Origin of the sequence: Arthrobacter sp. Cr_A7, from assembly GCF_029222765.1 — a bacterium.
GTDB lineage: Bacteria > Actinomycetota > Actinomycetes > Actinomycetales > Micrococcaceae > Arthrobacter.
Genome location: NZ_JARHXQ010000307.1, coordinates 1 through 26,185 on the forward strand (window position 1 = coordinate 1; position 26,185 = coordinate 26,185).

The window sequence follows — 26,185 nt, forward strand, 5'->3', positions numbered from 1 at the left end:
GTGCCTTTCGAGATAGTGATGTGGTGCGCCACGGGGTGACACACCACATCAACGGGGGTCAGCGGTAGGAGAAGCTCATCAGCACCGACTTCAGGGCCCGGCCCTCATCACTCCAGTACCAGGTTTGCGCTGCGTCATCACCTTCAAACCGCGGTTCAGTAAACAGCACGTCCGCAGTCAAAATACGGTCGCCGATCCTTACAAGACCGTATTGCACCTGCCCGTCCGGCGAGACTGGCGATCCCGGTGTCAGCCCCATCCGGTAACGAGTAACGCCATCAGCTCGATCAATGAAGAATGAAGAACTGGGCGTGGGAACAGAAGCGCCGATCAGTCCGGGTACCGGATCAGTCTCAATGATGTTCCTGGAGACATTGCCGGCCGTAGCATCGCCAACCTGGCTGTAGTAGATGTTGATCTGCTCCTCGCCGCTGGCATCCAGGACGGTCGCCGTCTCCACTGCGGGGGAGGCCGAAACCTGCTCATGCTCCACGCTCCAGCCCTCCGGGTGGGTGAAGGACAGGCGGCCGTCTGCGAAGGTGAAGGTCACCGGCCCCTTGGGAACGGGGGAAGAGGTAGCAGCGGGAACGATGGTTGGAGCCGGACTCTGCGTAGCCCTCTGCGTAGCCGGCTGGGTGGCAGGCGCCGTGGAGGGAGCCCCGCCCCCGGCAGGGGTGCCTGTCGCGCAGCCTGCGAGGGAAAGAGCGGCAGCGGCGGTGGCTGCGAGGAAGAAGTTTGCGCGGTGGGCTGGGCGCATCGGAGTGCCTTTCAAGAGAGCGCCTTTGGTCTCTTTGGGGTTGGTGCGGGACCCAGCGTTCCGCAGCGCCCAGGGGGATCATTCAGGCGGGGTGATGTGATGGACCAAGAGTGGCACAGCAAAATCACCACACACCAGAGCAATCACAATAAATCCATCAATTTGTTATATACAGTAACGCGGAGGCCCATCCGGCCCGATCTTGGCGTTTGAGCGGGCAGGGAGTGACCCCGCGTTGCTTTCAGATGGCGTGTCAGCGCAGCACGATGTCCACTGGGTTAGCCTCCGACCGCCACGCTCCCTCTTCGCCCGGGCGCGGCCGGATCACGGGAGCGGTGAGGACGCCGGACCGGTTGGTGCGCCTGTCCCGGAGGATCTCGGTCACGGAACCGAGGTGCCGGGACAGGTCGATCACGTTCTCCGGAGCGGCGAGCAGCAGCTGGAAGCCGAATTCGTGCAACGCCTTGATGCCGGCGCCCGCGAACTCTTCAGAGGCCAGCACAAACGCCTCATCCATCATCACGGTGCCGTACGTGGTGAAGCCCTGTTCGGCAATGCCGAGCTGGTAGCTCAGTGCCGCCGCCATGATGAACGCCGTGAAGCGGTGCCGCTCACCGCCGGACATTGACCCGGTATCGGCATGCATAAAGACCTCGGTCTTCTTGCCGCCACGCGGCCCCGTCACCTCGCGGTGCTCCTTGCACTGGATGAACAGGTGCCCGCGGACGTCCAGCACCTCGGCCCGCCAGCGACGGTCCTCCGGGGCCTGCGAGCCCAACCGCTTAACCAAGGTTTCCAGCGACTTGTAGCGTGCGGTGAGCTCGGCGTCGTCGTCCCGCTCCGGGGCCGCGTTGTCCCTGCCGGCCTCGGTCTTGGCTGGCCTGGAGTGCCTGGCCTTGAGGGCGTTCTGGATCGCGTCCTTGAACTGCTTGGCAGTAGGCGGCAGGGTCTGCTTGATGTCCAGTTCCAGGAAGCTGCCCTCGTGGAAGTTCACCTGGGAGAGGATGCCGTTCAGTGGGAGGATGCGGCTGGTGATGGAGCGCCGTTCCTCATCGAGCAGGTGCAGCAGGGTGCTGAAGGACTCGTGGGTGCGCTGGTTGAAGAACTGCCGGAACTCGGACTCCTGGGCGGGCAGGCCGTCGCTGACGATCGCATGGTAGCGGCTCTCGAAGTCGCTGGCAGCACCGATGGTGGTTCCATGGTCTGCGGAAATGGCGCTGCCCCATTCCCGCACGAAACCCTCGAAAATGCGGGTAAGCCGTTCCGCTGTGGCCTGCCCGCGGGACTCCGCCGCGTGCAGGTCGCCCAGGAGGGCAGTCCGCACCCGGTTGGCCAGGTTGTCCAGCTCGTGCATTTCCGCCACGTCGCCGAACTCGGCGAAGTAGGGGTCCAGAGCCGCGACGGTGGCGTCCGACGGCGGCGCCTGGGCCAGGCGTTCCCGGGCGCCTTCAAGCAACGAATCGGCGGTGGTGAGCTGCCTGTCCAGCGCTTTGTACTCGCTTTGCAGGACCGCGGCGGCCTCGGTGCTGGACTGGTGCTTCTGCCGCACCTCCTCGATGGTTGCTCGCAGGGGTTCCAGGTCCGCCTGCGCGGCCAAGGCGTCCTTTAGCCGCTGCTCAATCCTGGCCAGGTCGTCAGCTGCAACTGCCGCGGACACCTGCTCCCAAGGCCGATGGTCCTCGGCGATCCGCCGCAGGGCGTCAAGCTGCCGGCTCATGCCCTGGTGCGAATCCTCGCGGCTTTGGGCCAATTCGGCTGCCTTGGCAACTTCCTGGCGGAGGTCCTCCACCTGGCCGGCCACGAGTTCCAGCTTGGCGGCGTTGTCGAACCCCAGGACGTAGTCCTGGCGGCTGGTGAAGCGGTCATCCTTCTCCACCGTGTGGCGGTTGCGCTTGACCACGCCGCCCAGGCTCAGGCCCTTGTCCAGCGCGGCCAGTTCGTCCGGATCCTCCACGCACGGGAAGGCGAAGTCGAGGGCGATCCGCTCGCGGATCCATGCACCCGGCTCAGCAGCCGTGCCTGTGGCGAGGATGTCCAGCTTGGTCAGCAGGTCGCCGTCGCGCACGTCCTCCACGGCAAGCGCGCCGCCGGCCAGGGGCTTGGACACGTCCACCGCCCGCAGCGCACCGCGGACGTTGTGGCCGTTCAGGTACCGGGTTACGGCTCCAAAATGCTCGCCGGGAACCAGGAGGGTGGTGGCAAGGCTGCGGAGGGCGCGTTCGGCGGCGGGCCGCCAGCGCTCCTCGCCCTCGGCCAAGTCCATCAGCTCACCCGCGAACGGCATCCGGTCCTCCGGGATGCCGGTGGCGGCAGCAATTGCGGCACGGTTTTCAATGCTCGACGGCGGCAGCAGGGACTTGCGCGTCCTCAGGGACACGAGCTCCTGCTCAGCCGCTGCCAGCTCGCGCTTCTTCGTCGCGTGGGCGTCAAAGGCCTCGAACCGCAGCTCCTGCAGCGCCTGCGAATCGTCCTTCAGTTCGGCGGAACGGGCCGCCGCCTGCTCGTGCGCCTGCTCCCAGCCCTCCGCCGTCCACTCAAGCTGCAACCCGGCGTCGGCCAGGGCCTGCTGCGCCGCCTCCTCCACCTGCCGGCGGAGCTTCAGCCCCACCCGCGCGTTCTCCAGCGACTGCTCGATGGCTGAAATCGCGTTGCCGCCCTGGCTGTTGTAGTCGGTCTCCAGCTCGCGCAGTTCCTTGGCCAGCCCGTCGCGGACGGAACGCTCGGCGCCGAGCTCTTTGGCCTTCGCCTGGGCCAGCTCCTTGAACCGGGCCAGCGTTTTCTGGTGGACCGTGACCGCCAGCCGCTGCCTGTAGGCCTCAAATTCGCCGCCCGCCAGCTCGCGGAGCCGGTTGGCATCCAGGAGCGACTGCGCGTACTCCCGGTTCAGGCCCGGGACGGGAGCAAGCTGGTCCCGCTGCTGCCGGACATCCTCTAGCCGCTGCCGGATGGACATCAGGTTGCTGAATTCCTCCACCACGTCATCCGCGGCGGAGAGGGTGGCCGGGGCGTCCAGGACCTGGTCGCGGAAGAAGGTGTTGACGCTGCCGCCCAGGCCCTTGCCCGCCTGGATCACGCGCAGGAGCGGAAGCGCCTGGTCCGAGTTGATGCCCAGCAGGCGGCGGAACCGCTCGGCGAAGGCCTTGTGGACGTCGAAAACCTGGGCGTGCGGGAACACCGTTTCCAGCGCAGCCTTCGTGAACCTCTTGTCCGCGATGCCCTCGACCGCTTCCAGGTCCAGGGGCACGGCGTCGATCAGGTAGAATCGGCCAACGCTCGACTCCGTACCGTTTTTCGGCAGGTCGAACAGGGCCGAAACCGTCACCTTGGTGCCGGCGGCGTTGTCGAACGTCAGGGCGACGGCGGACCAGGTGGCACCCGGCCGCTGGAAGGCACTCGCCGACCCCTCGCCTACGGCCTTGTCACCCACCTTGCCACGCATGTACGTGAACGTGGTCCGCTTGTCCTCCACAGCCCCGCCCGACCGCTGCGCAGCAGCCTCGTTGGACCGCGGGCGGGCATCGAAAACCCGCAGCATTGCGTCGAACAACGTGGATTTACCAACGCCCGAGTTACCCGTCAGCAGCGTCCCGTTCCGGTCCACGTGCATTGTGTGCGCCCCGTGGAACGTTCCCCAGTTGACCACCTGCACCAACGCAAGCCGCATCTGGCCGGGGTTCGTAACTTCTCCGATCGGGAGCATGCTCGCGATACTCACTTGGCACCCTCCTCTTCGGTGGTCATGGCTGGGTACGACGACGGTGCTGCGCCTTGAGGTAGCTCACCGTCCGCAGCGGCGTCGTCGTCCACTTCCTGCGGGTCGCTGTCGAGGTCCAGGAGGGGTTCTGTTCCTGACTGGTCGGTGGAGGCTGCAACCAGGGCCTCAATGTGGGCCGGGATGTCGCCGATGTTTTCGAAGGGCAGGGCCAGGGGCAGGGCGTTGGAGATGGTGTAGACGTCATCCAGGCCTGTGGGCAGGAGGAGTTGGCGGGCCAGAAGCTTGGTGATGGCCCGGGTGACCACGTCCGAGTCGCGGAGGGCGTCCTGTTGGCCGGCGGGCTGGTAATGGGTGACCAGGTCCGCGATTTCCTCGCGGGTGATGGTGGGGTCGGTCTGGGCGGTGACGTGCCGGTCCAAGAGCAGGCGCAGCCGGAGGAGCACGATGGTCTCCACGCGGCTCAGTGCGCGCTGCTGCCTGAGGATGCTGGAGCGGGTGCTGCCGCCGATGGCGTCGGGGTCCACGGGGCGCAGGACGGCGATCTTCCGTTCGTGGTCCAGCTGCATGGCAAGGAAGAGCTCGGACAGGCGGCTGCGCAGGATCACCTGGTTGTCCAGCAGCACGGTCCACAGCTTTTCGTCGCGGCCGCCGTCAATGTACGGACCTTTGAGGAGTTTCACCAGCGCCTGCCGCACCTTCATGGACAGCACCCCGGTGTCCCCGGGGAAGAGGGCAGCGCCGTCGATGAAGGTGTCGCGGGGGCGGACCCCTCCGGTGGTTGCGGGGGTCCAGGCGTCCTGGGTTTCGACAGGCTCCACCACCGGAATGTCAGGCTCCACCGCCGGCTCGGCTGCCGCGGTCTCATCCGCCGTCGTCATTTCTTCAGTCATCAGAATCCTTTGCGAGCGTGACCATGGGCAGGTAGGCCCTGCGTGTGGTGCCGTCTATCTGTTCGAAGTCCAGGCCGTCCCAGGCGCCGCGGTTGAAGTCCGCCCCGGCGTGCAGGGCCTGCGAGAGGAGGGCGCGGATGGTGTTGATGTGCTGCTCCTCGGGCGGAAGCTGCTGCCACGCGTCCGCGAGCGTCGCGGCTCCGGCCATGGCGGAGCGGATGACCTCGGGTTTGGCCTTGCCGGTCCTCGGCGAGCGCACCCGGTCGGAGTCGCTGAAGGCGATGGGATCCGCGAGCTTTGGCGGGGCGGCGAACTCGTCGGGGTCGAAGAGCTTCACCATTGACAGGGACTCGAAGCCGGCGTTGTAGAGGACCGGGCCGGGCACCAGGCCGGGCCGGTCGCGCTCGTACGGGAGGGAGCGGATAGCCTGCTCCGCTTCGCGCAGGACCTGGCGGAGCCGGACGGACTGGCGGAAGTCGTCGCTTTGGACGTAGGTGTTGAGGCTTTCGCTGAGTTTGCCGTAGATACGCTGGATCTGGCTGTGCTGCTGGCGCAGTTCAGCCACCAGGTTCTTCAGGGTTTCACGGTCCTCGGGGCTCAGGTCGTCCGCGAACTGCCGGCTGAGGACCTCCCCGATGGCGGACCGGAACCTCAGTTGCTGCTGCGGGTCCTCCAGGAAGGCCGTGAAGGATCGGAAGGTCCTGCCTTCTGGGCTTTGCCGGAGCCGCTTGTCCGCCTCCAGCACCTGGGCCATGGTGGCGCCCTTGCTGAGCGATTCCTCGATGATCTGGTTGCGGAGTTCTCCCACCAGTTCCTCGATCCGGTCACGCATCTTCTTGTAGTCGGCGGGGAGGCTGGCGGCAAGATCGAGGATGTTTCCTGCGGCTTCCACCGCTTCGTCGTCGTCCAGCAAACCGTCGAACTCGCCGCTGGCGATGTCCTGGATCAGCTGCTGGCGCTCTTCGATCTCCTCTTCGAGGGACTCAAGGCGTGCGCTTTGGTCCGGGTTGGTCTCGTTGGCGAGCTTTTCCACGTCCCCCAGCAGTGTGCCCAGCCGCGACCCGTTCAATGTGGAGCGTTCGCTGGAAAGGCTGTCCAAAAAGGCGAGCACGCGGGCGGCGGGTTCAGTGACTTCGTAGACAATCTGGCCGGACTGGTTCCGGCGGGTCAAGAACTGCCGGCGCGTCCATTCATCACCGAAGGACTTCCCGTTGGCTCCGCCGCCCAGCCCCGGATCCTGCCGCCGCAGTTCCTCAAGGAAGGAGTCGACGTCGGCGTGGAACTCCTCGAGCGGCAGTTGCGGACGGGTGCGGGTAAAGGAAGCCTGCAGCACCGCGATCACCCAGGGGGCCGAACGCGTCAGCGCCCAGGCAGGTCCCTTGGTGAGGAGTTCGAGGTCCCGAAGCCGGGCGCTGATGGCGTCAGCGGATGACCTGGCGGAGCGGGGCACACACTCTCCTTGGGCTGTTTTGCGGGGCGGGGGCGGGGGCAGGAACGGAAAACTGCCAACTACAAGGTTAACGCAGGCGCCGCGACCACTCCGTGACCTACTTCGCCGTTGTGTTTCGATCCCATATCAACAGCTGCCTTAGGCTGCCGCGGCTCTGGCTGGCCACGCGAGCGTACCCCTACGCTTCTGCTACTGATCTTCACCAAAAGCAACGTGGCAGCAGGGGGACTCATGCAGTTCGATCTAAGCGCAGTGGAAACCAGCACTCTGGTCTTTATTGGAACGCTGGTGTTCGCCTTCATCCTGGCAGCATTCGTGGTGGTGGCAGGGCTGATTGCCCTGGTGCTGCTCGGCGCGGGAAAGCTGACCTGGATGGTGGTGGTCAATACGCTTATGGGCGTCGTCCACGGCATCAACGCAGGATGGGACCGGCTGGTGCACAGCGCCTCCGCCGCCGAAGCTGGCGGGGACTTCCAGGCCCAGGCCTCCCCTAGCACCGGAACTTACCCGCGGGTAATATTGAGAGACAGCTAAAGGGTTCTCCAACCCGGCGGATCCATGGCTACACCGGCCGATCCGGCCAAGGAGATGACCCATGACCTCCGCAACTGACTCCCCCTCCACCCAAGCTCCCGGAACCGACGCGCCGGCCGCAGAGGTTCCCGTCGCGTCAAGCAGTCTCGGGTCCGACGCCACCGCCGAAGATGCCCGCGCGCTTGCCGAGGCCTCGCGCGAGACCGGCTGGGACAGGCCCAGTTTTGCCAAGGGCCTTTACCTGGGCAGCTTCGACCTCAGCCTCATTCATCCCTGGCCTGCTGCCAGGGATGAAGACGTGGAACGCGGCGAAGCGTTCATGGCCCGCCTGGCCGAATACGCCCGGACCCTGTCGGGAAGGGTCATTGAGCGGGACGCCAAGATCCCGGACGAATACCTTCGGGGCCTCGCCGAACTGGGCGTCTTCGGCATGAAGATCCCGCGCGAATACGGCGGCCTGGGGCTCTCACTGGTGTACTACGGCCGCGCCCTGGCGCTGCTGGGCAGCGTCCATCCCAGCCTTGGCGCCCTGCTCTCTGCGCACCAGTCCATCGGCGTGCCGGAACCCGTGAAGGTGTTCGGGACCCCCGAACAAAAGCGCGAGTACCTGCCACGGTGCGCAGCCGGGGCCGTCACCGCCTACCTGCTGACGGAACCGGACGTGGGCAGCGATCCCGCCCGCATGGGCAGCACGGCAGTTCCCACCGAGGACGGCCAGGCCTACATCCTTGACGGCGTAAAGCTCTGGACCACCAACGGCGTCATCGCAGAGCTGGTGGTGGTGATGGCAGTGGTTCCCGCGCACACCGACGCTGACGGAACCGAGCACAAAGGCGGCATCAGCGCCTTTGTGGTGGAAATGGATTCCCCCGGCATCACCGTGGAGAACCGCAATACCTTCATGGGCCTGCGCGGCATCGAAAACGGCGTCACGCGGTTCCACCAGGTACGGGTGCCCGCGGCGAACCGGCTGGGACGCGAAGGCCAGGGCCTGAAAATCGCCCTCACCACGCTGAACACCGGCCGGCTTTCCATCCCGGCGCTGTGCGTGGCTTCCGGCCGCTGGAGCCTGAAGATCGCCCGCGAGTGGTCCAATGCGCGCATCCAGTGGGGGCAGTCCGTCGGCAAGCACGAGGCAGTCAGCAAGAAGATCGCCTTCATCGCCGCCTCCGCCTTTGCCCTGGACGCAGTCTTCGAACTCTCCGCCGAACTTGCTGACGCCGGGCAGAAGGACGTACGGATCGAGGCGGCACTGGCCAAGCTGTGGTCCACGGAGACCAGCTGCCGGATCGCCGACGAGCTGGTGCAGATCCGCGGCGGCCGCGGTTTCGAGACGGCCGAGTCCCTGGAAGCCCGCGGCGAGCGCGCCGTTCCGGCTGAACAGCAGCTGCGGGATCTTCGCATCAACCGGATTTTCGAAGGTTCGTCGGAGATCATGAAGCTCCTCATTGCCCGCGAAGCCGTGGACGCCCACCTCGCCGCCGCCGGCGACCTCGCGTCGGTCACGGCAAGCTTGCAGGACAAGGCGAAGGCAGCCGTCGGGGCCTCGGGTTTTTACGCCAAGTGGCTGCCCAAACTGGTGGCCGGGGCCGGAATGGACCCCCGCTCCTACAGCGAATTCGGGCGGCTGGCCAAGCAGCTGCGGTTCGTCGAAAGGTCCTCGCGCAGGCTGGCCCGCCAGACTTTCTATGGCATGGGGCGCTGGCAGGCCAACCTGGCGTACAAGCAGGCATTCCTGGGCCGGGTGGTGGACATCGGTGCCGAGTTGTTTGCCATGGCCGCGTGCTGTTCCCGCGCCGAGATGCTCCTTCACACCGCGCCGGAGCGGGCGGCGAGCGCCTACGAGCTGGCCGAGGCATTCTGCGAGCAGGCGCGGGTGCGCGTGGACGAGTACTTCGACCAACTCTGGCGGAACACGGACGACGGCGACCGCGGGCTGACGCGCAAAGTCCTCGCCGGCGATTACACCTGGCTGGAGGAAGGCATCCTGGACCAGTCCGAAGGGACCGGCCCGTGGATCGCCGACGCTTCCCCCGGCCCCTCAAAAAAGGACAATCTGCACCGCAATTACCGGTAAAACCGCAGGTCACAAAATAGTAAGCACGCTTGCTATCCTTGTAACTGGGTGGTTGAGTTGAGCCATGAGCAGCTCAACCGACCCAGAGAACCTGCCCCCGCGGCGAGCCCGGGAGGATGACAACCGGAGCGGAAGCTACCGTGCCGTAGATTCGGACAGCCAAAGCACCCGCTCCTATGAGCAGGTGCCGGCAGCAGATGCGGAACCGGCCTCCACCTATACGGAGCGGTCCGCGCCGTACGCCGAGCGGGACTACGCTCCTGCAGCGACTGCCCCGGCGCCCGTTGTTGACCCCGGCCTGACCGACCGGCAAACCGCCGTCGCGCGGGAAAAGGAGCAGTTCGGCGGCATCAAGGTGGGCTCGGCCTTCTTTGGCTGGCTGACGGCCACCGGTATGGCGGTCCTGCTGACAGCCCTGGTGGCTGCGGCCGGGACCGCAGTGGGCCTGGCGAGCAACACGGACGTCAACGAAGCCGTGAACCAGGCCGCCCAGAACCAGGGCACGGTAGGCCTGGTGGGCATCATCATCCTGCTCGTGATCCTCTTCCTCTCCTACTACTGCGGCGGTTACGTTGCAGGGCGCATGGCGCGCTTCAACGGCGCCAAGCAGGGCCTGATGGTGTGGATCTGGGCGTTGATCGCCGCCATCGTCATCGCCGTCCTCGGAATGGTGGCAGGCCAGCAGTTCAATGTGCTGGCCAACCTGAACAGCTTCCCCCGCATCCCCATCAACGAGGGGCAGCTGACCACCACCAGCATCATCGCCGCCGTCGTGGTGGCGGCTGTCGCCCTGGTGGGTGCCGTGCTTGGCGGGCTCGCGGGGATGAGGTTCCACCGCAAAGTGGACCGGGCCGGGTTCACGCCGAACGACGGTTACAACGACGAGTAACCCGGTGGGCGAGCCATGGCGTCTTCAGTCCTGTCCCGCTCGTCAGGCGAGGACTTCTCCGTCCAGGTAGTACCAGCGGCCGTTTTCCCTCGCGAACCTGCTCACCTCGTGCAGGACGCCGCGCCCGTTCCCGTCCCGGTAGTGGGCCTTGAACTCGACGGTTCCCTCGGTATCGAACGGACCGCCGCGGCTGGCGGAAAGAACATCCAGGCGCCGCCACTCCATGGCCGGGTCCAGCCGAAGCTCGGCCGGCGCGGTTTCCGGATGCCAGGTGCGCAGCAGATAGCCGGCGTCGAGCAGGAAAAATGCGCTGTAGCGGGACCGCATGAGCTGTTCGGCAGTGGCGGCCTCCGCTGCACCGGAATGGAACCGCCCGCAGCACTGTCCATATTGCTCTCCGGACAGGCACATGCAGCGTTCCTGTCCCCGATTTTCAGCCATATCCCGATGTTGTCATATCCGGTAACAGCTTCGATACAACCTCGGACCCGCCGCTGCGCGCTGCGGCATGCTCCGGCAAAAATCCGTATGGTGGAGAAGGACTGCTGCCCTGGCGGAGAGGAGAGATGACGTGGACAATCCGGATACGCTCATCCTCAACCTGACCTTCCTGGGCACGGTGGGCGTCGCATTCCTGATGTTTTTTGTCCTCTTCCTGCTGGGGGTCATCACCCTGGTGCTTGCCGGCGTCGGCCGCCTGGCCGCGGCCGTTCTGATGGGCCTGTTCGGCAGGCGCGTCCGTAAGGACTCCATCCCGCTCGTCCAGCTGTACGGAACGCGGCTCGCGGACCAAAAGGACGCGTCCGACGACGGTGCTGCCGCCGCACCCCCGTCCGGCCCGGCACGGGCAGGGCTGCTATCAAGGACCTTCGGCAGGACTGCCGCAGGGAAGCCGCGCGACTGGCGCGCCGCCCTGAAGCCGGCACACCTGAAGTCGGCGCTGCGCACCGCCGTCGTCCATCATCCCGCCCTGACGGCCGCGCGCCGCGAACCACCGGTCCTGGCTGAGGACTGGGCCTCGGCCGTTGCCGAGGCGGATTCCCGGGCCATGGCCAGGGCGCGCGCAGCGGCGCCGGAGATCAAACTGTCGGTGCGGGACCTGCCGGATCCACAGGTCCCGGCCGAGAAAGTGGTGGAGGTGGCCCCGCTCGTGGAGTCGTCCCTGCATAACCACCGCCCTCTCCGGGAGGTTCCGCGCTCCTTCAAGAAACCCCAGCACCCCGAGCCGCTGGCACCGCTGGACACCGGATCGCTCGTGTCGCTCACCGGCCCGCAGGTGCTGAAAGGTTCGGCGCCCGCCCAGAAAAGGTCAGCCCCCGCGGGTACTCCCGAGAAGGGCAAACAGCCCTTACCCTGAGCAACCATCTGGGCTAGCGTGAAACCCATGGAATTCAGATACCTCGGAAACAGCGGTTTCAAAGTCTCGGAAATCACGTTCGGCAACTGGCTCACCCACGGCTCGCAGGTGGAAAACGACGTCGCCACCCAGTGTGTCCGGGCAGCCCTCGACGCAGGAATCAGCACCTTTGATACGGCAGACGTTTACGCCAACACCGCAGCGGAAACAGTCCTCGGCGAAGCGTTGAAAAGCGAGCGCCGCGAATCCCTGGAAATCTTCACCAAGGTCTACGGGCCAACCGGCCCCAAGGGCAAGAACGATCTTGGCCTCTCCCGCAAGCACATCATGGAGTCCATCAACGGCTCACTGCGCCGGCTGCAGACCGACTACGTGGACCTCTACCAGGCCCACCGCTACGACTACGAGACGCCGCTCGAAGAGACCATGCAGGCTTTCGCGGACATCGTCCGGCAGGGCAAGGCGCTCTACATCGGTGTCAGCGAGTGGACCGCCAAGCAGCTCCGGGACGGCCACGCACTGTCCAGGGAGCTGGGCTTCCAGCTCATCTCCAACCAGCCCCAGTACTCCATGCTGTGGCGGGTCATCGAAGCCGAGGTAGTGCCGGCGTCGGAGGAACTGGGTGTGTCCCAGATCGTCTGGTCGCCCATGGCCCAAGGCGTCCTCAGCGGCAAGTACCTTCCCGGCCAGCCCGCCCCGGAGGGCAGCCGGGCCACGGACGAGAAGGGCGGGGCCAGGATGATCGAGCGCTGGATGCGCGACGACGTCCTGTCAGGAGTGCAGGAACTCAAGCCCATCGCTGAGGAAGCCGGCCTCTCCATGCCGCAGTTGGCGGTGGCCTGGGTGCTGCAGAACCCCAACGTGGCCTCGGCCATCGTGGGTGCGTCACGGCCGGAGCAGATCGCGGACAGCGTGGCGGCCGCCGGCGTGAAGCTGGAGCCCGAGGTCCTGAAAAAGATTGACGATGCCATCGGGTCGCTGGCCGAGCGTGACCCGGCGCAGACCAAGTCGCCGGCCAAGCGGGAAGCGTAGGCCCATGGCGTCCGCTTCGGATCTGCCCGGCCTCGCCGTTACCGGCTCCACCGGCGGACTGGGCGGGATGGTGGCCCGGCAGCTTGCCGCGGCCGGTACAGCCCAGCGCCTGCTGGTGCGGGACGCCGGCCGCGCCCCGCAACTGGAGAACGCAACACCCGGGGTGTGCTCATACTCGGATTCCGACGCAGCGCGCCGGGTCCTGGACGGCGCCAAGGTGCTGTTCATGGTGTCCGCCGCGGAGACCGAGGACCGGGTGCAGCAGCATGCCGCCTTCGTGGACGCAGCCGCCGCAGCAGGGGTGGAGCACGTCGTCTACACCTCGCTGTACGGGGCGGCACCGGATGCCACTTTCACGCTGGCCCGCGACCACTACGCCACGGAGGAGCACATCCGGACGTCAGGCATGAAGTACACGTTCCTGCGGGACAACTTCTACCTCGACTTCCTCCCGCGCCTGGCCGGGAAGGACGGCGTGATACGCGGCCCTGCCGGCGAGGGCGCCTTTGCCGGCGTTGCCCGGGAAGACATTGCGCGCTGCGCCCTGGCCGTCCTGCGCGATCCCGCCATCCACCAGGGCAAGACGTACAACCTCACCGGCCCCGAGGAACTGACCCTGGCCCGGGCCGCCGAAGTTATCACGGAAGGGACCGGGCGGACCGTCAGCTTCCAGCCGGAAACGGTGGACGAGGCTTATGCATCGCGGGCACCGTACGGCGTACCGCAGTGGCAACTGGACGCCTGGGTTAGCACTTACACAGCCATGGCGGCAGGGGAAATGGCCGGCGTCTCCCCGGATGTCCACGGGCTCACTGGCCAGGACCCCATCAGCCTGGCGGAGTTCCTGACCCGTCCGGTGCTGTAGCTGGCGCCACCGCCGGGGAAGCCTCAGGAAGGCGTTGACGGGCCGGCGGGGGCGGGCGTAAACCTGTGGCAAGGCATCATCGAGCCCCAGCAGCGTCCCGCCGAGCAGAATCGCACCCGCCATGAAGCAGATCCACGACAACCTGCAGTCCGCATCTCCAACCGAAATTCGTGGGGAACCGGCCGCGCTTCCGGCCGGTCCCACCACTGGTCCCCTGACACCGGAGGAGCTGCAGCTTTCCGCGCGGAACCACTCCATGCCGCTGGAGGCGCTGCGCCGGGACGTCACTCCCCCGGGACTGCACTACGTCCTCACCCACTTCGACATTCCCGATATCGATCCCGCCTCCTGGCACCTCCGGATCAGCGGGGCGGTGGAGCGGGCCCTGGAACTGAGCATGGCCGCGCTCCGCAAGGACCCCGCCATCACCGTGCCTGTCACCCTCGAATGCGCCGGCAACGGCCGGTCCCTCCTCACGCCCCGGCCGATGAGCCAGCCCTGGGTTATGGAAGGAGTGGGCACCGCGCACTGGACCGGCGTTCCCCTCGCCTACCTCCTGGGCAAGGCGGGAGTGCTGGAGAACGCTGTGGAGGTGGTCTTCACCGGGGCCGATGCCGGGGTCCAGGGCGGCGTCCCCCACCATTACGCGCGGAGCCTGCCGATCCGCGAAGCGCTGCGCGCCGACGTCGTTCTTGCCTACAAAATGAACGGCACCGAACTGCCGCCCCAGCACGGCTATCCGCTGCGCCTGGTGGTCCCCGGCTGGTACGGCATGGCCAGTGTGAAGTGGCTGCAGTCCATCGAGGTGGTCACGGCCCCGTTTGCCGGCTACCAGCAGCGGGTCGCCTACCGCTTCCAGGACTCCGCGGACGACGCCGGCACACCGGTTTCGCGGATCAGGGTGCGGTCGCTGATGGTCCCGCCGGGCGTCCCGGACTTCTTCACGCGGAAGCGGATTCTGGCACCGGGACCGGTGCTGCTGCAGGGCAGGGCATGGTCCGGCGAGGGTGCGGTGACGCGCGTCGAAGTGGGCATCGACGGCACATGGCTGCCCGCCCAGCTGGACAAGCCGGCCGGCGGATTCGCGTGGCGCAAGTGGACGCTGCCGTGGGTGGCGGATCCGGGCGTGCATGAGCTCTCCTGCAGGGCGACGGATGCCACCGGCGCCACCCAGCCGCTGGAACAGAACTGGAATTACCAGGGGCTGGGCAACAACATGGTGCAGCGCGTCAGCGTGACGGTTGAATGAGCGTGCGCTGAATATCAAAAGGTGCCGGGCTATACTCGGTGCCAGCCATGACCAGCCTTCCTTCCTCCCCCGCCAGCGTCCGTATTGATGCGTGGCTGTGGGCCATCCGCGCCTACAAGACCCGCTCCGCCGCGACGGCGGCCTGCCGTGCGGGGCATGTCCGGCTGAACGGCAGCCCGTCCAAGGCGTCTGCCACCTTGGTGACCGGCGATACCGTGACCGTTCGGATGCCGGGCTACGAGCGGATCCTTGAAGTGCGCCGGTTGATCGCCAAGCGTGTTGGCGCGGAAGCGGCCTCGCACTGTTTCACGGACCACACCCCGCCGCGGCCCATCGCGCCGGCGCTCGGCCTGCCGCAGCGGGACAGGGGTACCGGCCGGCCCACGAAGAAGGATCGCCGCGAGATGGAACGGCTCCGCGGCCCTGCATGACGGACCTGGTCCTCGCGTCCGTGCGCCAACCCGGTTCGGATACGGTTGCCGACATTCACCTTCGGGACGGTGTGGTCGCCGCGATTGGTGCAGACCCACCGCTGGGCCTGCCCCGCAATGTTCCAATGGTGGACTGCGGTGGACGGTACGTCATTCCCGGACTTTGGGACGAGCACGTCCACTTCACGCAATGGGCCATGCACGCCAACAGGCTTGACCTCTCCAAGGCGACGTCGGCAGGCGAGGCTGCTGCCGCCGTCGGCCGCTGTCTTGTGGCAGAAAAGCCCGGCGGGGCGGCGGTCACAGTAGGGGTGGGATTCCGCGATGCCCTGTGGCCGGACGCCCCTGCGCTGGACATGCTTGACGCCGCCACCGGCGAACGGCCCGTTGCCCTCATCAGCCACGACCTGCACTGCGTGTGGGTGAACTCGGCTGCCGCCAGGCTGTATGCGCTCGAAGTGGACGCCTCCGGGCTGCTGCGCGAGGAACCCGCGTTTCTGCTGACGCGGGAGCTGGGCCGGCTGCCCGATTCCGTGGTGGACGAGTGGGTCAGCAAGGCCGGGCATGCTGCCGCCGCCAGGGGCGTGGTGGGCGTGGTCGATTTTGAAATGACGTGGAACCGGGACCCGTGGCTGCGCCGGATTTCTGCGGGCTTCGATTCCCTGCGGGTTGAGGCCGGGGTCTATCCGGCGGATCTTGAGCGGGCCGTTGCAGCGGGCATGAAGACGGGCAAGGAGCTGGACGGTGGCCACGGGCTGCTCCATGCCGGGCCGCTCAAGGTGCTGATCGACGGTTCGCTCAACACGCGGACTGCCTTCTGCGTGGACCCTTACCCCTTCGGTGGGCACGGGTTACTGACGGTGGGCGAGCCGGAGTTGCAGGCTTTGTTGGAGCGGGCGCGGGACACCGGGTTCGTTCCGGCCGTCCATGCAATCGGCGATGCCGCCAACCGGGTGGCTCTCGACGCCTTTGAGCGGGCCGGCGTGAGCGGCCGGATCGAGCATGCCCAGTTCATCCGCCGGGAGGACTTCCCGCGGTTCGGAGCCTTGGGCGTGGTGGCGAGTGTCCAGCCCCTTCACGCGTTGGATGACCGGGACGCCGCGGAGTCCAACTGGCCTGGCCGGACTGACCGGGCGTTTCCGCTGGGTTCGCTGCTGGATGCCGGCGCTTCGCTGGTTCTTGGCTCCGACGCTCCGGTGGCTCAGCTTGATCCGTGGGCCGCCATGTCGGCCGCCACCACGCGCTCGGCCTTCGACGGCCGGGAACCCTGGCAGCCACAGGAGGCCGTAACGCGGGAGCAGGCGCTACTTGCCTCCACGCGCGGCCGCGGCGTGGTCCGGATGGGCGACCCGGCTGACCTGGTGCTGCTCGACGCCGACCCGCTGTCGGTTGCGGACCCTGACCTCGCGTCGATGCCTGTGGCCGCCACATTGCTTGGCGGGCGTTTTACGTACGACGGCGGCCTGGCTGGTTTCTGAGTCGCCGCACCCTTCGTTGTTGTCAGGTTCGTCCGCGCGTCAGCTTCCGGCTTTGGTCCGCGCCTGGACCAGGTTGGCGAACGGTAGTTTCCCGAATTCCTCGACAAAGGCTGCGTGGTAAGCCGCTTCTGCGGTACTGAGTGGCCCTGCAGGCAGTTCCTTCCACGCAATCAGGAGGCTGCCCGCGTCTGCAAGCTGCCAGATCAGTCGGCCGTCCCAGTGCCCCGGCGGCTTTCCCTGGCCGAAGTCCACAAATTCCTGGATCTGGCGGCGGAGGCCGCGGTTGCCTTTGCTGCCCGGGCCCGCCTTGCCGATGTAGAGGACGGCTGCGTCATCTACCCATTCCGCCGTGATTGTTGACTCCGGCAGGGTCGGGTCCTTTTTCTTGAAGACGCCGGCGGTGCTCTTCTTGAGGTAGCGCGGCTGAAAGTTTTCCGGGCGTAGGACGGCGAACAGTCCGGTGGTTTGCGGAATCCTCATGATCTCGAGGTCCTGGATGGGCCGGAACCCTGCGAAGCCCTCGGCTTTCAGGCCCTTCCTGGTGAATTGCATAGTCCCATTGAACAGGATCCCTTCCGGGTGTCTGGGCCACGTTATCCACATAGGAACTTTGGCTCCCGGCAATTGTCACACCCTGCTGGAAGACTTTGTTTATGGAAGCGGTTGGGGCTTTGGCAGGGGTAAGCGGGGCGGGGATTCTTGGTGTGCCGCCGGTTGCAGCTGCGCTGGACACTCAGGCTGCTAGGCGGTCGATCACTGGAGTCCGGGAGGCTCTGGCGGCTGTCACGTCGATTGCCGCTGTCCGGGAGGCTCTGGCGGCTGTCACGTCGATTGCCGCTGTCCGGGAGGCCCTGGATGCGGTGCGGGTTTGTGCTGATGGTGCGGGCATGATTGATCAGCTGCGGGAGCTGGAGGATTTGAAGTCAGCTGCGGCTGCAAAGCAGGCCGATATTGCTGTTGCCTTTGACTTGTTCCAGCGCCGGGTCCAGGCCGCGGCCGGGGTTCCTGCCGATGAACTCAGTGCCGGCGTGGGTGCCCAAATTGCGCTGGGGCGGCGCGAGTCGCCGTCCCGGGGCGGGAGGTTGCTGGGCCTGGGCAAAGCCCTGGTCACTGAAATGCCGCGAACGTTCGCCGCCCTGCGGAACGGGCAGCTGAATGAATGGCGCGCCACGCTGGTCGTGCGGGAAACAGCCTGCCTGTCGGCCGAGGACCGGCAGGCGGTGGACGAAGAGCTCGCCGCGGACACCGGCACCCTTGACGGGTTCGGGGACCGCGCCATTGTTTCCGCTGTCCGTGCCGCGGCGTACCGGCGGGACCCGAAGTCCGTGGCGCGGCGGGCCAGCCGTGCCGTGACCGAACGCAATGTGAGTCTTCGCCCGGCCCCGGACACCATGACCTATCTGACAGCACTCCTTCCGGTCGCCCAAGGCGTCGCGGCCTACGCGTCCCTCACCCGGGACGCTGATGCCGCTCGGTCCCGCGGTGATGAACGGTCCCGCGGCCAGGTTATGGCCGACTCCCTGGTCGAACGCGTCACCGGGACCCCCGGCGGGATCACCGGGATCGACATCCAGCTCGTCATGACCGACCGCACCCTCTTCCAGGGCGACAGCGAACCCGCCCGACTCACCGGCTACGGCACCGTCCCCGCACACTGGGCACGCGAGACAATCCTGAACAGGACAACCGGCACCAGTGCAGTGGGGATGGCCGCCCCGGACGCTAGTGCTGGTTCTGGTTCCGGTTCCGGTTCCGGTTCCGGTTCCGGTTCCGGTTCTGGTTCTGGTTCTGGTTCCGGTTCTGGTTCTGGCTCTGGTTCTGGCACTGCTGTTGGTGTTGGCTATGGTGCTATTGCTGGCACTTCTGATCAGCATGAATTGTCCGTCTGGCTCCGCCGGCTCTACACGGCCCCCGGCACCGGCGAGCTGGTCGCGATGGACTCAAAAGCCAGGTTCTTCCCGCCCGGGCTCCGCCGCTTCCTCCAAGTCCGGGACGACACCTGCCGGACCCCGTACTGCGACGCGCCCATCCGGCATGACGACCACATCATCCCCTGGCACAACGACGGACCAACCAGCATGAGCAACGGCCAAGGGCTCTGCGAAGCCTGCAACCACACCAAGGAAAACCCCGGCTGGACCGCCAAACCCATCCCCGGAACCCGCCACACCGTCGCAACCCGAACCCCAACAGGCCACACCTACCACTCCACCGCGCCAGCACTGCCCGGGAGCTCAGGGGATTTGACCCCTCTGCCCGAGGCTCCTCACCGTCAGGCGACGCTGCCCCCAGCGTCGCTCAACCGAAAAGCGGTGCCCGGCAGGCAGGTGACAGCTGGAACTGAGCCAGCCATCGGTTGTCGTACCGTTCACAATCCGCTTCCGGAACCGGTTCGGCGCCAGGAAGCGATTAAGCACGCTGTCCACGTGCTGGGCAGGGCGGGGCCAGCGGGTTGGAAGGGGCAGTGGTAGCTTGGGCATCCGGCAGCCAGCAACCGCCACTCGGCTCCCACTTGTGCCGCGACAGAGGTCGCCGCTGAATTTCCCCTGCCCACCCTCATCCGGGGAAGCGTAGAGTGGCCTAAGACGCCTGATTCTGGACGCCTTGCTGCTGAGGGAGAAATCGTGACGATTGATTGGGACGAAAAAAAGGCCCTGCTACAGGAACCGAACATCGCGAAGGTAACCCAGCTTTGCGACGAACTGATGGAAAAGAAGCCGGGCTCCACCGTCCCCTATATCGATCCGGTGCACGACGAGGACGAATGCCGGATAGTCAGCCTGCAAGTCAGCCCGGGAAAGGGCACCGAGTCCGGATTTGTCTCCCACTACAACGACGATGAAGCTGCCCGCCGCGCCACCCAGATCTACGAACTAGCCGAGCTCGATCCGCGCTACGTGATGCCGTGGAACGCCTACCCGTGGGTCCGCGACCCCGGCAGCCCATCAGCGCTGAGCGTGCAGGAAAAGACCGACGGCCTCCGCCCCTTCCGGCAGTTCCTCAAAATCAACTCCCGCGTTTCCGCGATCATCGCCCACGGTACCGACGCCTCCAGCTTCCTCACCCTTTTTGAAAAGACGTACCACTCGTCCTTGAAAAACAGCGGCATCAAGGTCTACAAGGCCACGGCGCTCGGCGGGCGGGCATTCGCCGTCTCCGAAGCCAAACAGGAGGAACTCCTGGCCAAGAACGTGGAGATCTACAAGGACGCCATGCAGCGGGCAGGCATCCAGCACCTCTGACACGCCGTCATGCAGAAAGTGCTTGACTGGCTGCTCGACTCCGACCCGGCCATCCGCTGGCAGGCCCTCCGCGACCTTACCGATGCTTCGGAACATGAAGTCCTGGCCGAGCGGAATCGCGTCGCGACCCAGGGCTGGGGCGCCCGGCTGCTCGCCCTGCAGGGAGCGGACGCCCAATGGGCAGGCGGCACGTACTGGCCGGCCCAGGACGACGACCCCGACAACCAGCCCTGGACCGCCACCACCTACAGCCTCCTGCTACTGCGCGACTTTGGCCTGCTTCCTGACAGCCCGGAGGCCCGCCACGCGGTCTCCCTGGTACGGGAGAACAGCCGTTGGGAGGAAGGCAACCAGCCCTTTTTCGAGGGTGAGGTGGAACCCTGCATCAACGGCATGACTGCCGCACTGGGAGCCTATTTCGGCGAGACCGTGGAAAGCGTGGTTGAGCTCCTCACCAAGGAACAGCTGGCCGACGGCGGCTGGAACTGCGAGGCCGAACGCGGCTCCACGCGTTCCTCATTCCACAGCACGATCTGCGTCCTGGAAGGGCTGCTGGAGTTCGAACTCGCGACCGGCGGGACGCCAGAGTCCCGCGCCGCCCGGAGAACCGCCGAGAAGTACCTCCTGGAGCGCCAGCTGCTGCGGCGGAAATCCACCGGCGAACTGATCAGCAGGGACTGGCTGCTCTTCTCCTATCCCACGCGCTGGTTCTACGACGTCCTCCGAGGCTTGGACTACTTCCGGGCAACTGGGGCCGCGCCGGACCAACGCCTCGTTGAAGCGGTGGAATTAATCCGCTCCAAGCAGCAACCGGACGGCACCTGGCTGCTGGAGAACACCCACCCCGGCAAGGTCCACTTCGCGCTGGAGGATGGAGACGGGCTGCCCAGCCGCTGGAATACGCTGCGAGCACTCCGGGTCCTGCGCTGGTATGACGGGTCCCGACAACAGGACGCGTGAGGCGGACCGCTATCCTTCCAGCAGGCGGCGCCGGTGCTTGAGCTCCTTGACCCACGCCCTGGTGACCATGTCGGGGAAGGGCGAAGCGCCGTCGTCGTTGTCTTTCTGGATGGTGACGGCGGCGAAGGCGGTCCCTGCCTCCAGGTCGGCCACCAGCGGCCCCGACGCTTTCAGCGCTAGCTCAAGCCCCTGGACGGCAGCGCGCTCGGGAAGTCCAAGCTCCGTGGCCCACCCCAGGAAATGGCGGCGCGAGATGCCCGTCCGTTTGCCGTTCATGGTCAGAGCCAGGGTCTTGTCGCCGTAAACGACCGTGGAGGGAATGTCGTACACCGGTGCGATGGCCCATTCACCGGAAGGATGCCGGACCATGGACACATTCTTGGCGTGCAGATCCCCGTTGCCGGTCAGCCAGGCAAACGCCCCCTGGATGGCGAGGTTCCGAAGCGCCGGAAGGGGCGCGGGGCAGTGGTCCGCCAGCGCGTGGCAGACCTGCCCGTAGCCAACGTTGTACTTGTCGGCCGGATAGAGCTTGAGCACCTGCGCGCCGTCCTCCACCGCGAGGCGCAACACGTCGTCAGGGCCGCCACTGGCGACGGGCACACGGTCGAAGCGTTCCACCAGCAGCCCCGGCCTGCCGGCAACATCCCTGATCAGCTGGACCCGGCTCAGCGGGATCCGGAGCTTGGCGGCGTAGCGGAACATCACCAGTTCGTTCTCCACCACGTGCGGGAACTCGGGCGCGTTGAGCTTCAGGATGAATCTCTTCCCGGCGCTTGCCACGGGAAGGGAAATCATCCCGGCGGACAGCTTGTCCTGGACGCCGGCCAGCGCCACGGGGTCGATCAGATCCGGGTCACCGAGCAGCTGATCGAAGTCCACGGGAAGCTTCGGATCCAGCTGGACCGCATGCTCATCGGGGTCCAGCGGCTCCCCGTGACCCACGATCTGGACGTCGCCCACAGGATTTCCGCCTGCCGCGATGAGGAGGGACAGGTCGTCGTCGGCACTGGTTTTGATGGACCGCCGCAGGGGATTGAGCCGGCGGCCCTCCGGGAGGAGGCCGGTGAAATAGGGCGGAGCAGCGCCCGCAGCAGACAGGACCGGCTCGTTGGTGGGCGGCAGGGACGTCGCGACGGCGGGTCCCCCGGATGCGAGATACGCCGGGAGGTAGCTGAAGCGGGTCCCGCCGTCGTGCCTTTCCAGCCTGGCCGCCAGCACACCTGCCTTGTAGATGTCAGCGATGCGGTGCCTCATGGCACGGCCACTTCCCGGGCCCCGGGACCGGCTTCAGCGCGGCGGGCCTGGCTGGTTTTGGTTGCGACCTGAAGCTCGAGCCCGAGGGTGTTGAGGACCGCAAGAAGCGAATCCAGCTGGATGCTCGGCTTACCCTGCTCCACAAAACGGACAAACCGCTCAGAAACGCCGGCCATGTCAGCCAGGTCCCGCTGCGTGAGGCCGAGCGAGGTGCGGCGCGACCTTACTTCCGCGGCCAGGATCCGGGGAAGCTCCTGAATCATGACCCTCCCATAGGTACGATCGTGCCGATCTTTTGTCTTATTGGAGAGGATACGCCCGGGCATCCTGTAAGAAAAGGGAGAAACGGCACGAACGTACCTTTCGCCAAGCCCCGAGCTTGCCTCCGCTGACACCTCGCATTGACACCTCGTGTGACCGGTGCCATATTTAAAGCGTGAACCTGTCAGACAGCCGGACAGCAGGACAGCCTGCAGCCGGAGCAGCCGCCCGCGGAATGGCCGCCAGCCACGCCTCGGCGCGCCCCTTGGCGCGGTTGAGTGCTGCGGAGGCCGTATTCAACGCCCTCCGCGAGGACATTGAGTCCGGGCTGGTAGCAGTGGGCAGCAAGCTCAGCTCGGAGGCCACGCTTTCGCAGCAGTACGGAGTGAGCCGCTCGGTGATCCGGGAAGCCCTGAGGTCCTGCACCGCCTTGGGCCTCACGGTCACCAAGACGGGCAAGGGCACCTTCGTCGTGGCCAACAAGGTGGCCAATGACCTCACCCTCGGCCAGTACTCAGCCCGGGACCTCACGGAGGCAAGACCGCACATCGAGGTTCCGGCAGCGGGGCTGGCGGCCGAGCGCCGTACCGACGAGGAACTGGAAACCCTCCGCCACATCGTGGCGGCCATGGCCACCGAAACAGATCCGGAATCCTGGGTTGCCCTGGACTCCAGCTTCCACGCTGCGATCGCACGCGCCAGCGGCAACAAGGTGTTCGCCAGCGTAGTGGCCGATATCCGTGACGCCCTGGCGCACCAGTCGGAAACCCTGAACATGGTGGCAGACCGGCAGCACGCCTCCGACGTCGAACACCAGCAGATCCTTGCCGCCATCGAGGCCGGCTCCGCGGAAGACGCCCGCGCCGCCATGGCCCACCACCTGCACGCCGTGGGCGTTGCCCTCGACTCCATCCTGAACAAGTAACTCCAGCAACCTTCAAGGAATTCATGCTCTCCCCTGCGCTTTCTGCTGCCCACACTGCTGCCGCCCTGCCGCAGCACCAGCCCCTGGTCGCCGCCATCCGCGACGGCCTCGTGGAAAGCGTCCATTACGGCTCGGCCATCGCCCTCGCCGCAGATGGCTCAATCCAGGCAGCAGCAGGCGATCCGCTGGCTGCGTTCTACCCCCGGTCCTCCCTGAAGCCGCTCCAGGCCGTCGCCATGATCCGGGCAGGACTTGAACTCCCCGCGGACCTCCTGGCACTGGCCGCGGCAAGCCACTCCGGCGCAGCCGAACATCGGGACGGCGCGCTGCGCATCCTCGAACTGCACGGCCTGGCCATCACCGACCTGGAGAACAGCACGGACCTGCCCTACGGCGTGGCCGAGCGCGAGGAATGGCTTCGCACCGGCGGCCGGGCCACCCAGCTCACCCAGAACTGCTCCGGCAAGCACGCCGCCATGGCCGCCACCTGCGTGATCAACGGCTGGCCGGTGCGCGGCTACCTTGACCCCGCCCACCCGCTGCAGCAACTCGTTGCCCGTACCGTCACCGACCTGGCCGGGGAGCAGCCCCTTGCCATCAGCACGGACGGCTGCGGCACCCCGCTGTTCGCACTGACCCTCCGCGGCATGGCCCGCGCCTTCGGCCGCCTCGCCCGGGCGGCCGGTCCCCTTGGGAACGCGTCCGACGGCGGCGCCTCGCCTGATGTACCTAGCACGGAAGCCGCCGTCGGACTCGCCATGCAGCAGCACCCGCAGATGGTGGCCGGCGAAGGCCGCGACGTCACCGGGCTCATGCGGCTGCTCCCCGGCGCTGTCGCAAAGGACGGCTTCGAAGGCGTCCAGCTGGTGGGCCTGCCCGACGGCAGCGCCGTGGCCGTCAAGATTTCCGACGGCGGCGACCGCGCCCGGATGCCCGCCACCGTCAAACTGCTGGAAGCCCTCGGTGTGGACACCGCGCCGCTCGCCGCGATTGCAACGGCGCCCGTGCTGGGCGGCGGCCACCAGGTCGGCCAGCTTCAAGCCACCGATTTCCTGTCCAAACCCGTCAACGAAGCCCCGTAAGGACCCATGACTATCATCGAAACCGCCGCGGACATCCGCTCCGAGCACGACCTGCTCGGCGACCGCGATGTCCCCGCCGCCGCCTACTGGGGCGTGCACACCCTCCGTGCTGTGGAGAACTTCCCCATCACCGGCCAGAAGCTCTCCTCCAACATGCACCTGGTCCGCGGCCTCGCGGCGGTGAAACTCGCCGCCGCCCGCACCAACCGGGAGCTTGGCCTGCTGGACGCAGAACGGTCGGCGGCCATCGAACAGGCATGCCAGGACATCCTGGACGGCCGCCTCGCCGACCAGTTCGTCGTCGACGTCATCCAGGGTGGTGCCGGGACGTCGTCGAACATGAACGCCAACGAAGTCATTGCCAACCGCGCGCTCGAAATCCTCGGCCATCCCAAAGGCGACTACGCCCGGCTGCACCCCAACGACCACGTCAACCTCAGCCAGTCCACCAACGACGTCTACCCCACCGCCGTGAAGCTCGGAACGATCTTCGCCGCACGGGAGCTGCTGGACGCCTTGGCCGAACTCGAGGAAGCCTGCGCCTCCAAGGCCCTCGAGTTCCGCACCGTGGTGAAGATGGGCCGCACCCAGCTGCAGGACGCCGTGCCCATGACCCTTGGGCAGGAATTCGGCACCTACGCCATCACCATCGGCGAAGACCGGCTCCGCCTGGCCGAAGCCGAACTGCTGATCCACGAGATCAACCTCGGGGCCACCGCCATCGGAACCGGACTGAACGCCCCCGCCGGCTACGCCGCGGCAGCCTGCCGGCACCTTGCCGAGATCACCGGCCTGCCCCTGGTCACCGCCCCGGACCTGATCGAGGCAACCCAGGACGTCGGCGCTTTCGTGCACCTGTCCGGCGTGCTCAAGCGCGTTGCCGTCAAGCTCTCCAAGATCTGCAACGACCTCCGCCTGCTTTCCTCCGGCCCCCGCGCCGGCTTCGGCGAAATCAACCTGCCGGCAGTGCAGTCCGGCTCCTCCATCATGCCCGGCAAGATCAATCCGGTGATCCCGGAAGTGGTCTCCCAGGTGGCCTACGAAGTCATCGGCAACGACGTCACCATCACCATGGCGGCCGAAGCCGGGCAGCTCCAGCTCAACGCCTTTGAACCGGTGATTGTCCACAGCCTCCACAAGAGCATCTCCCACCTGGAAGCAGCCTGCCGCACCCTCACGGCCCGCTGCATTCGGGGCATCACCGCAAACACCGAACACCTCCGCCTCACCGTGGAACAGTCCATCGGCCTGGTCACCGCCCTGAATCCCCACCTGGGCTACGCCACCGCAACCGCCATCGCCCAGGAAGCACTTGCCACCGGCAAGGGCGTGGCCGAGCTCGTCCTCGAACACGGGCTCCTCACCAACACCCAACTCCAGGAACTCCTTAGCCCCGAACGCCTTGCCAACCTCAGCAAATAGGACATCCCCCATGACAAATCCCCCCATCACGGACCACACAGTCCCGCCGCAGGCCCATGCTTCCGAGTCGGCGTTGCATGCCGAGGACAAGGGTTACCACAAGAACCTCAAACCGCGGCAGATCCAGATGATCGCGATCGGCGGCGCGATCGGTACCGGCCTGTTCCTGGGCGCCGGCGGTCGGCTGAACGCCGCCGGCCCGTCGCTGGTCATCGCGTACGCGGTCTGCGGGTTCTTCGCGTTCCTCATCCTCCGCGCCCTGGGCGAACTGGTCCTGCACCGGCCCTCCTCGGGCTCCTTCGTCTCCTACGCCCG

Annotated in this window: 23 protein-coding genes and 1 pseudogene; 16 read left to right on the top strand and 8 right to left on the bottom strand. The window is 66.6% G+C overall.

Features of this window, described 5'->3' with window-relative positions; all coding sequences use genetic code 11:
- Positions 1–58: 58 nt before the first annotated feature.
- From P2Q66_RS18005 to P2Q66_RS18020, 4 genes are all read right to left on the bottom strand, one after another.
- On the bottom strand, positions 59–550 hold the full coding sequence (locus P2Q66_RS18005) for a hypothetical protein (protein ID WP_275730351.1): 492 nt from the start codon (positions 548–550) through the stop codon (positions 59–61).
- A gap of 460 nt (positions 551–1,010) precedes the next feature.
- Positions 1,011–4,472 carry an ATP-binding protein gene (locus P2Q66_RS18010; RefSeq protein ID WP_275730352.1) on the bottom strand — a complete coding sequence of 1,154 codons (3,462 nt, stop codon included), beginning with the start codon at positions 4,470–4,472 and terminating at the stop codon, positions 1,011–1,013.
- A complete protein-coding gene (locus tag P2Q66_RS18015; RefSeq protein ID WP_275730354.1) occupies positions 4,469–5,362 on the bottom strand; it encodes a DUF4194 domain-containing protein in 894 nt (297 codons plus the stop codon). Before P2Q66_RS18015 ends, P2Q66_RS18010 begins: the two co-directional genes overlap by 4 nt.
- The gene (locus P2Q66_RS18020) at positions 5,355–6,812 is read right to left on the bottom strand and encodes a DUF3375 family protein (RefSeq protein WP_275730356.1); all 1,458 of its coding nucleotides are present in this window, start codon (positions 6,810–6,812) and stop codon (positions 5,355–5,357) included. Before P2Q66_RS18020 ends, P2Q66_RS18015 begins: the two co-directional genes overlap by 8 nt.
- 231 nt (positions 6,813–7,043) lie before the next feature.
- Here P2Q66_RS18020 and P2Q66_RS18025 point away from each other — a divergent pair, with 231 nt between their 5' ends.
- The 3 genes from P2Q66_RS18025 to P2Q66_RS18035 all read left to right on the top strand — a co-directional run bounded on the left by P2Q66_RS18025 (position 7,044) and on the right by P2Q66_RS18035 (position 10,312).
- Positions 7,044–7,346 carry a hypothetical protein gene (locus P2Q66_RS18025; RefSeq protein WP_275730357.1) on the top strand — a complete coding sequence of 101 codons (303 nt, stop codon included), beginning with the start codon at positions 7,044–7,046 and terminating at the stop codon, positions 7,344–7,346.
- Positions 7,347–7,407: 61 nt separating this feature from the next.
- Complete coding sequence (locus P2Q66_RS18030) at positions 7,408–9,423, top strand: acyl-CoA dehydrogenase family protein (RefSeq protein ID WP_275730358.1); 2,016 nt, start codon at positions 7,408–7,410, stop codon at positions 9,421–9,423.
- Between the two features lie 64 nt (positions 9,424–9,487).
- Positions 9,488–10,312, top strand: a complete 825-nt coding sequence (locus P2Q66_RS18035; RefSeq protein WP_115525866.1) for a hypothetical protein — start codon at positions 9,488–9,490, stop codon at positions 10,310–10,312.
- Between the two features lie 42 nt (positions 10,313–10,354).
- Here P2Q66_RS18035 and P2Q66_RS18040 read toward each other — a convergent pair whose 3' ends face one another.
- The gene (locus P2Q66_RS18040) at positions 10,355–10,723 is read right to left on the bottom strand and encodes a YchJ family protein (RefSeq protein WP_115525867.1); all 369 of its coding nucleotides are present in this window, start codon (positions 10,721–10,723) and stop codon (positions 10,355–10,357) included.
- Between the two features lie 160 nt (positions 10,724–10,883).
- Here P2Q66_RS18040 and P2Q66_RS18045 point away from each other — a divergent pair, with 160 nt between their 5' ends.
- From P2Q66_RS18045 to P2Q66_RS18070, 6 genes are all read left to right on the top strand, one after another.
- On the top strand, positions 10,884–11,669 hold the full coding sequence (locus tag P2Q66_RS18045; protein ID WP_115525868.1) for a hypothetical protein: 786 nt from the start codon (positions 10,884–10,886) through the stop codon (positions 11,667–11,669).
- Positions 11,670–11,696: 27 nt separating this feature from the next.
- On the top strand, positions 11,697–12,701 hold the full coding sequence (locus P2Q66_RS18050) for an aldo/keto reductase family protein (protein ID WP_079599099.1): 1,005 nt from the start codon (positions 11,697–11,699) through the stop codon (positions 12,699–12,701).
- 4 nt (positions 12,702–12,705) lie between these two features.
- Complete coding sequence (locus tag P2Q66_RS18055; RefSeq protein ID WP_275730361.1) at positions 12,706–13,566, top strand: SDR family oxidoreductase; 861 nt, start codon at positions 12,706–12,708, stop codon at positions 13,564–13,566.
- Positions 13,567–13,687: 121 nt separating this feature from the next.
- The gene (locus P2Q66_RS18060; RefSeq protein ID WP_275730364.1) at positions 13,688–14,815 is read left to right on the top strand and encodes a sulfite oxidase; all 1,128 of its coding nucleotides are present in this window, start codon (positions 13,688–13,690) and stop codon (positions 14,813–14,815) included.
- 47 nt (positions 14,816–14,862) lie between these two features.
- Positions 14,863–15,246, top strand: a complete 384-nt coding sequence (locus P2Q66_RS18065; RefSeq protein ID WP_079599096.1) for an RNA-binding S4 domain-containing protein — start codon at positions 14,863–14,865, stop codon at positions 15,244–15,246.
- Positions 15,243–16,724, top strand: coding sequence for an amidohydrolase (locus P2Q66_RS18070; protein WP_115525870.1), 1,482 nt, complete (start codon positions 15,243–15,245; stop codon positions 16,722–16,724). Before P2Q66_RS18065 ends, P2Q66_RS18070 begins: the two co-directional genes overlap by 4 nt.
- Positions 16,725–16,763: 39 nt before the next feature.
- Here P2Q66_RS18070 and P2Q66_RS18075 read toward each other — a convergent pair whose 3' ends face one another.
- Positions 16,764–17,276, bottom strand: a complete 513-nt coding sequence (locus P2Q66_RS18075) for a hypothetical protein (protein WP_115525871.1) — start codon at positions 17,274–17,276, stop codon at positions 16,764–16,766.
- Positions 17,277–17,611: 335 nt separating this feature from the next.
- Between P2Q66_RS18075 and P2Q66_RS18080 the strand changes: the two genes are divergently transcribed.
- From P2Q66_RS18080 to P2Q66_RS18090, 3 genes are all read left to right on the top strand, one after another.
- Positions 17,612–19,195 carry an HNH endonuclease signature motif containing protein gene (locus P2Q66_RS18080; RefSeq protein WP_275730366.1) on the top strand — a complete coding sequence of 528 codons (1,584 nt, stop codon included), beginning with the start codon at positions 17,612–17,614 and terminating at the stop codon, positions 19,193–19,195.
- Positions 19,196–19,348: 153 nt separating this feature from the next.
- Positions 19,349–19,966, top strand: a complete 618-nt coding sequence (locus P2Q66_RS18085) for a uracil-DNA glycosylase (RefSeq protein WP_079595033.1) — start codon at positions 19,349–19,351, stop codon at positions 19,964–19,966.
- Between the two features lie 9 nt (positions 19,967–19,975).
- Entirely contained in the window at positions 19,976–20,926 is a 951-nt protein-coding gene (locus P2Q66_RS18090) for a hypothetical protein (protein WP_115525872.1), read from the top strand.
- A 9-nt stretch (positions 20,927–20,935) separates the two neighbouring features.
- On the opposite strand, the gene P2Q66_RS18095 is transcribed toward P2Q66_RS18090, so the two are convergent.
- Positions 20,936–22,180, bottom strand: coding sequence for a HipA domain-containing protein (locus P2Q66_RS18095; RefSeq protein ID WP_275730369.1), 1,245 nt, complete (start codon positions 22,178–22,180; stop codon positions 20,936–20,938).
- Positions 22,177–22,443: a helix-turn-helix transcriptional regulator gene (locus P2Q66_RS18100; RefSeq protein ID WP_079595030.1), complete on the bottom strand. Its 267-nt coding sequence runs from the start codon at positions 22,441–22,443 to the stop codon at positions 22,177–22,179. The genes P2Q66_RS18095 and P2Q66_RS18100 overlap by 4 nt, the downstream gene beginning before the upstream one ends.
- A 233-nt stretch (positions 22,444–22,676) precedes the next feature.
- Between P2Q66_RS18100 and P2Q66_RS18105 the strand changes: the two genes are divergently transcribed.
- From P2Q66_RS18105 to P2Q66_RS18120, 4 genes and pseudogenes are all read left to right on the top strand, one after another.
- Positions 22,677–23,366 carry a FadR/GntR family transcriptional regulator gene (locus P2Q66_RS18105; RefSeq protein WP_104443662.1) on the top strand — a complete coding sequence of 230 codons (690 nt, stop codon included), beginning with the start codon at positions 22,677–22,679 and terminating at the stop codon, positions 23,364–23,366.
- Between the two features lie 23 nt (positions 23,367–23,389).
- Complete coding sequence (locus P2Q66_RS18110) at positions 23,390–24,448, top strand: asparaginase (RefSeq protein WP_079595028.1); 1,059 nt, start codon at positions 23,390–23,392, stop codon at positions 24,446–24,448.
- A 6-nt stretch (positions 24,449–24,454) separates the two neighbouring features.
- Positions 24,455–25,870 (top strand): aspartate ammonia-lyase, encoded by a 1,416-nt coding sequence (locus tag P2Q66_RS18115; RefSeq protein ID WP_079595027.1) that lies wholly within the window; start codon positions 24,455–24,457, stop codon positions 25,868–25,870.
- Between the two features lie 10 nt (positions 25,871–25,880).
- A pseudogene (locus P2Q66_RS18120) lies at positions 25,881–26,185 on the top strand (L-asparagine permease); the annotation flags it as partial.

Excerpts from the sequence above, each read along its gene's own strand:
- P2Q66_RS18115 (WP_079595027.1), top strand. The coding sequence starts at position 24,455 with ATGACTATCATCGAAACCGCCGCGGACATCCGCTCCGAGCACGACCTG.
- P2Q66_RS18050 (WP_079599099.1), top strand. The coding sequence starts at position 11,697 with ATGGAATTCAGATACCTCGGAAACAGCGGTTTCAAAGTCTCGGAAATC.
- P2Q66_RS18080 (WP_275730366.1), top strand. The coding sequence starts at position 17,612 with ATGATTGATCAGCTGCGGGAGCTGGAGGATTTGAAGTCAGCTGCGGCT.
- P2Q66_RS18060 (WP_275730364.1), top strand. The coding sequence starts at position 13,688 with ATGAAGCAGATCCACGACAACCTGCAGTCCGCATCTCCAACCGAAATT.
- P2Q66_RS18055 (WP_275730361.1), top strand. The coding sequence starts at position 12,706 with ATGGCGTCCGCTTCGGATCTGCCCGGCCTCGCCGTTACCGGCTCCACC.
- P2Q66_RS18095 (WP_275730369.1), bottom strand. The coding sequence starts at position 22,180 with ATGAGGCACCGCATCGCTGACATCTACAAGGCAGGTGTGCTGGCGGCC.
- P2Q66_RS18110 (WP_079595028.1), top strand. The coding sequence starts at position 23,390 with ATGCTCTCCCCTGCGCTTTCTGCTGCCCACACTGCTGCCGCCCTGCCG.
- P2Q66_RS18015 (WP_275730354.1), bottom strand. The coding sequence starts at position 5,362 with ATGACTGAAGAAATGACGACGGCGGATGAGACCGCGGCAGCCGAGCCG.
- P2Q66_RS18025 (WP_275730357.1), top strand. The coding sequence starts at position 7,044 with ATGCAGTTCGATCTAAGCGCAGTGGAAACCAGCACTCTGGTCTTTATT.
- P2Q66_RS18090 (WP_115525872.1), top strand. The coding sequence starts at position 19,976 with ATGCAGAAAGTGCTTGACTGGCTGCTCGACTCCGACCCGGCCATCCGC.
- P2Q66_RS18065 (WP_079599096.1), top strand. The coding sequence starts at position 14,863 with ATGACCAGCCTTCCTTCCTCCCCCGCCAGCGTCCGTATTGATGCGTGG.
- P2Q66_RS18035 (WP_115525866.1), top strand. The coding sequence starts at position 9,488 with ATGAGCAGCTCAACCGACCCAGAGAACCTGCCCCCGCGGCGAGCCCGG.
- P2Q66_RS18105 (WP_104443662.1), top strand. The coding sequence starts at position 22,677 with ATGGCCGCCAGCCACGCCTCGGCGCGCCCCTTGGCGCGGTTGAGTGCT.
- P2Q66_RS18040 (WP_115525867.1), bottom strand. The coding sequence starts at position 10,723 with ATGTGCCTGTCCGGAGAGCAATATGGACAGTGCTGCGGGCGGTTCCAT.
- P2Q66_RS18100 (WP_079595030.1), bottom strand. The coding sequence starts at position 22,443 with ATGATTCAGGAGCTTCCCCGGATCCTGGCCGCGGAAGTAAGGTCGCGC.
- P2Q66_RS18030 (WP_275730358.1), top strand. The coding sequence starts at position 7,408 with ATGACCTCCGCAACTGACTCCCCCTCCACCCAAGCTCCCGGAACCGAC.
- P2Q66_RS18070 (WP_115525870.1), top strand. The coding sequence starts at position 15,243 with ATGACGGACCTGGTCCTCGCGTCCGTGCGCCAACCCGGTTCGGATACG.
- P2Q66_RS18075 (WP_115525871.1), bottom strand. The coding sequence starts at position 17,276 with ATGCAATTCACCAGGAAGGGCCTGAAAGCCGAGGGCTTCGCAGGGTTC.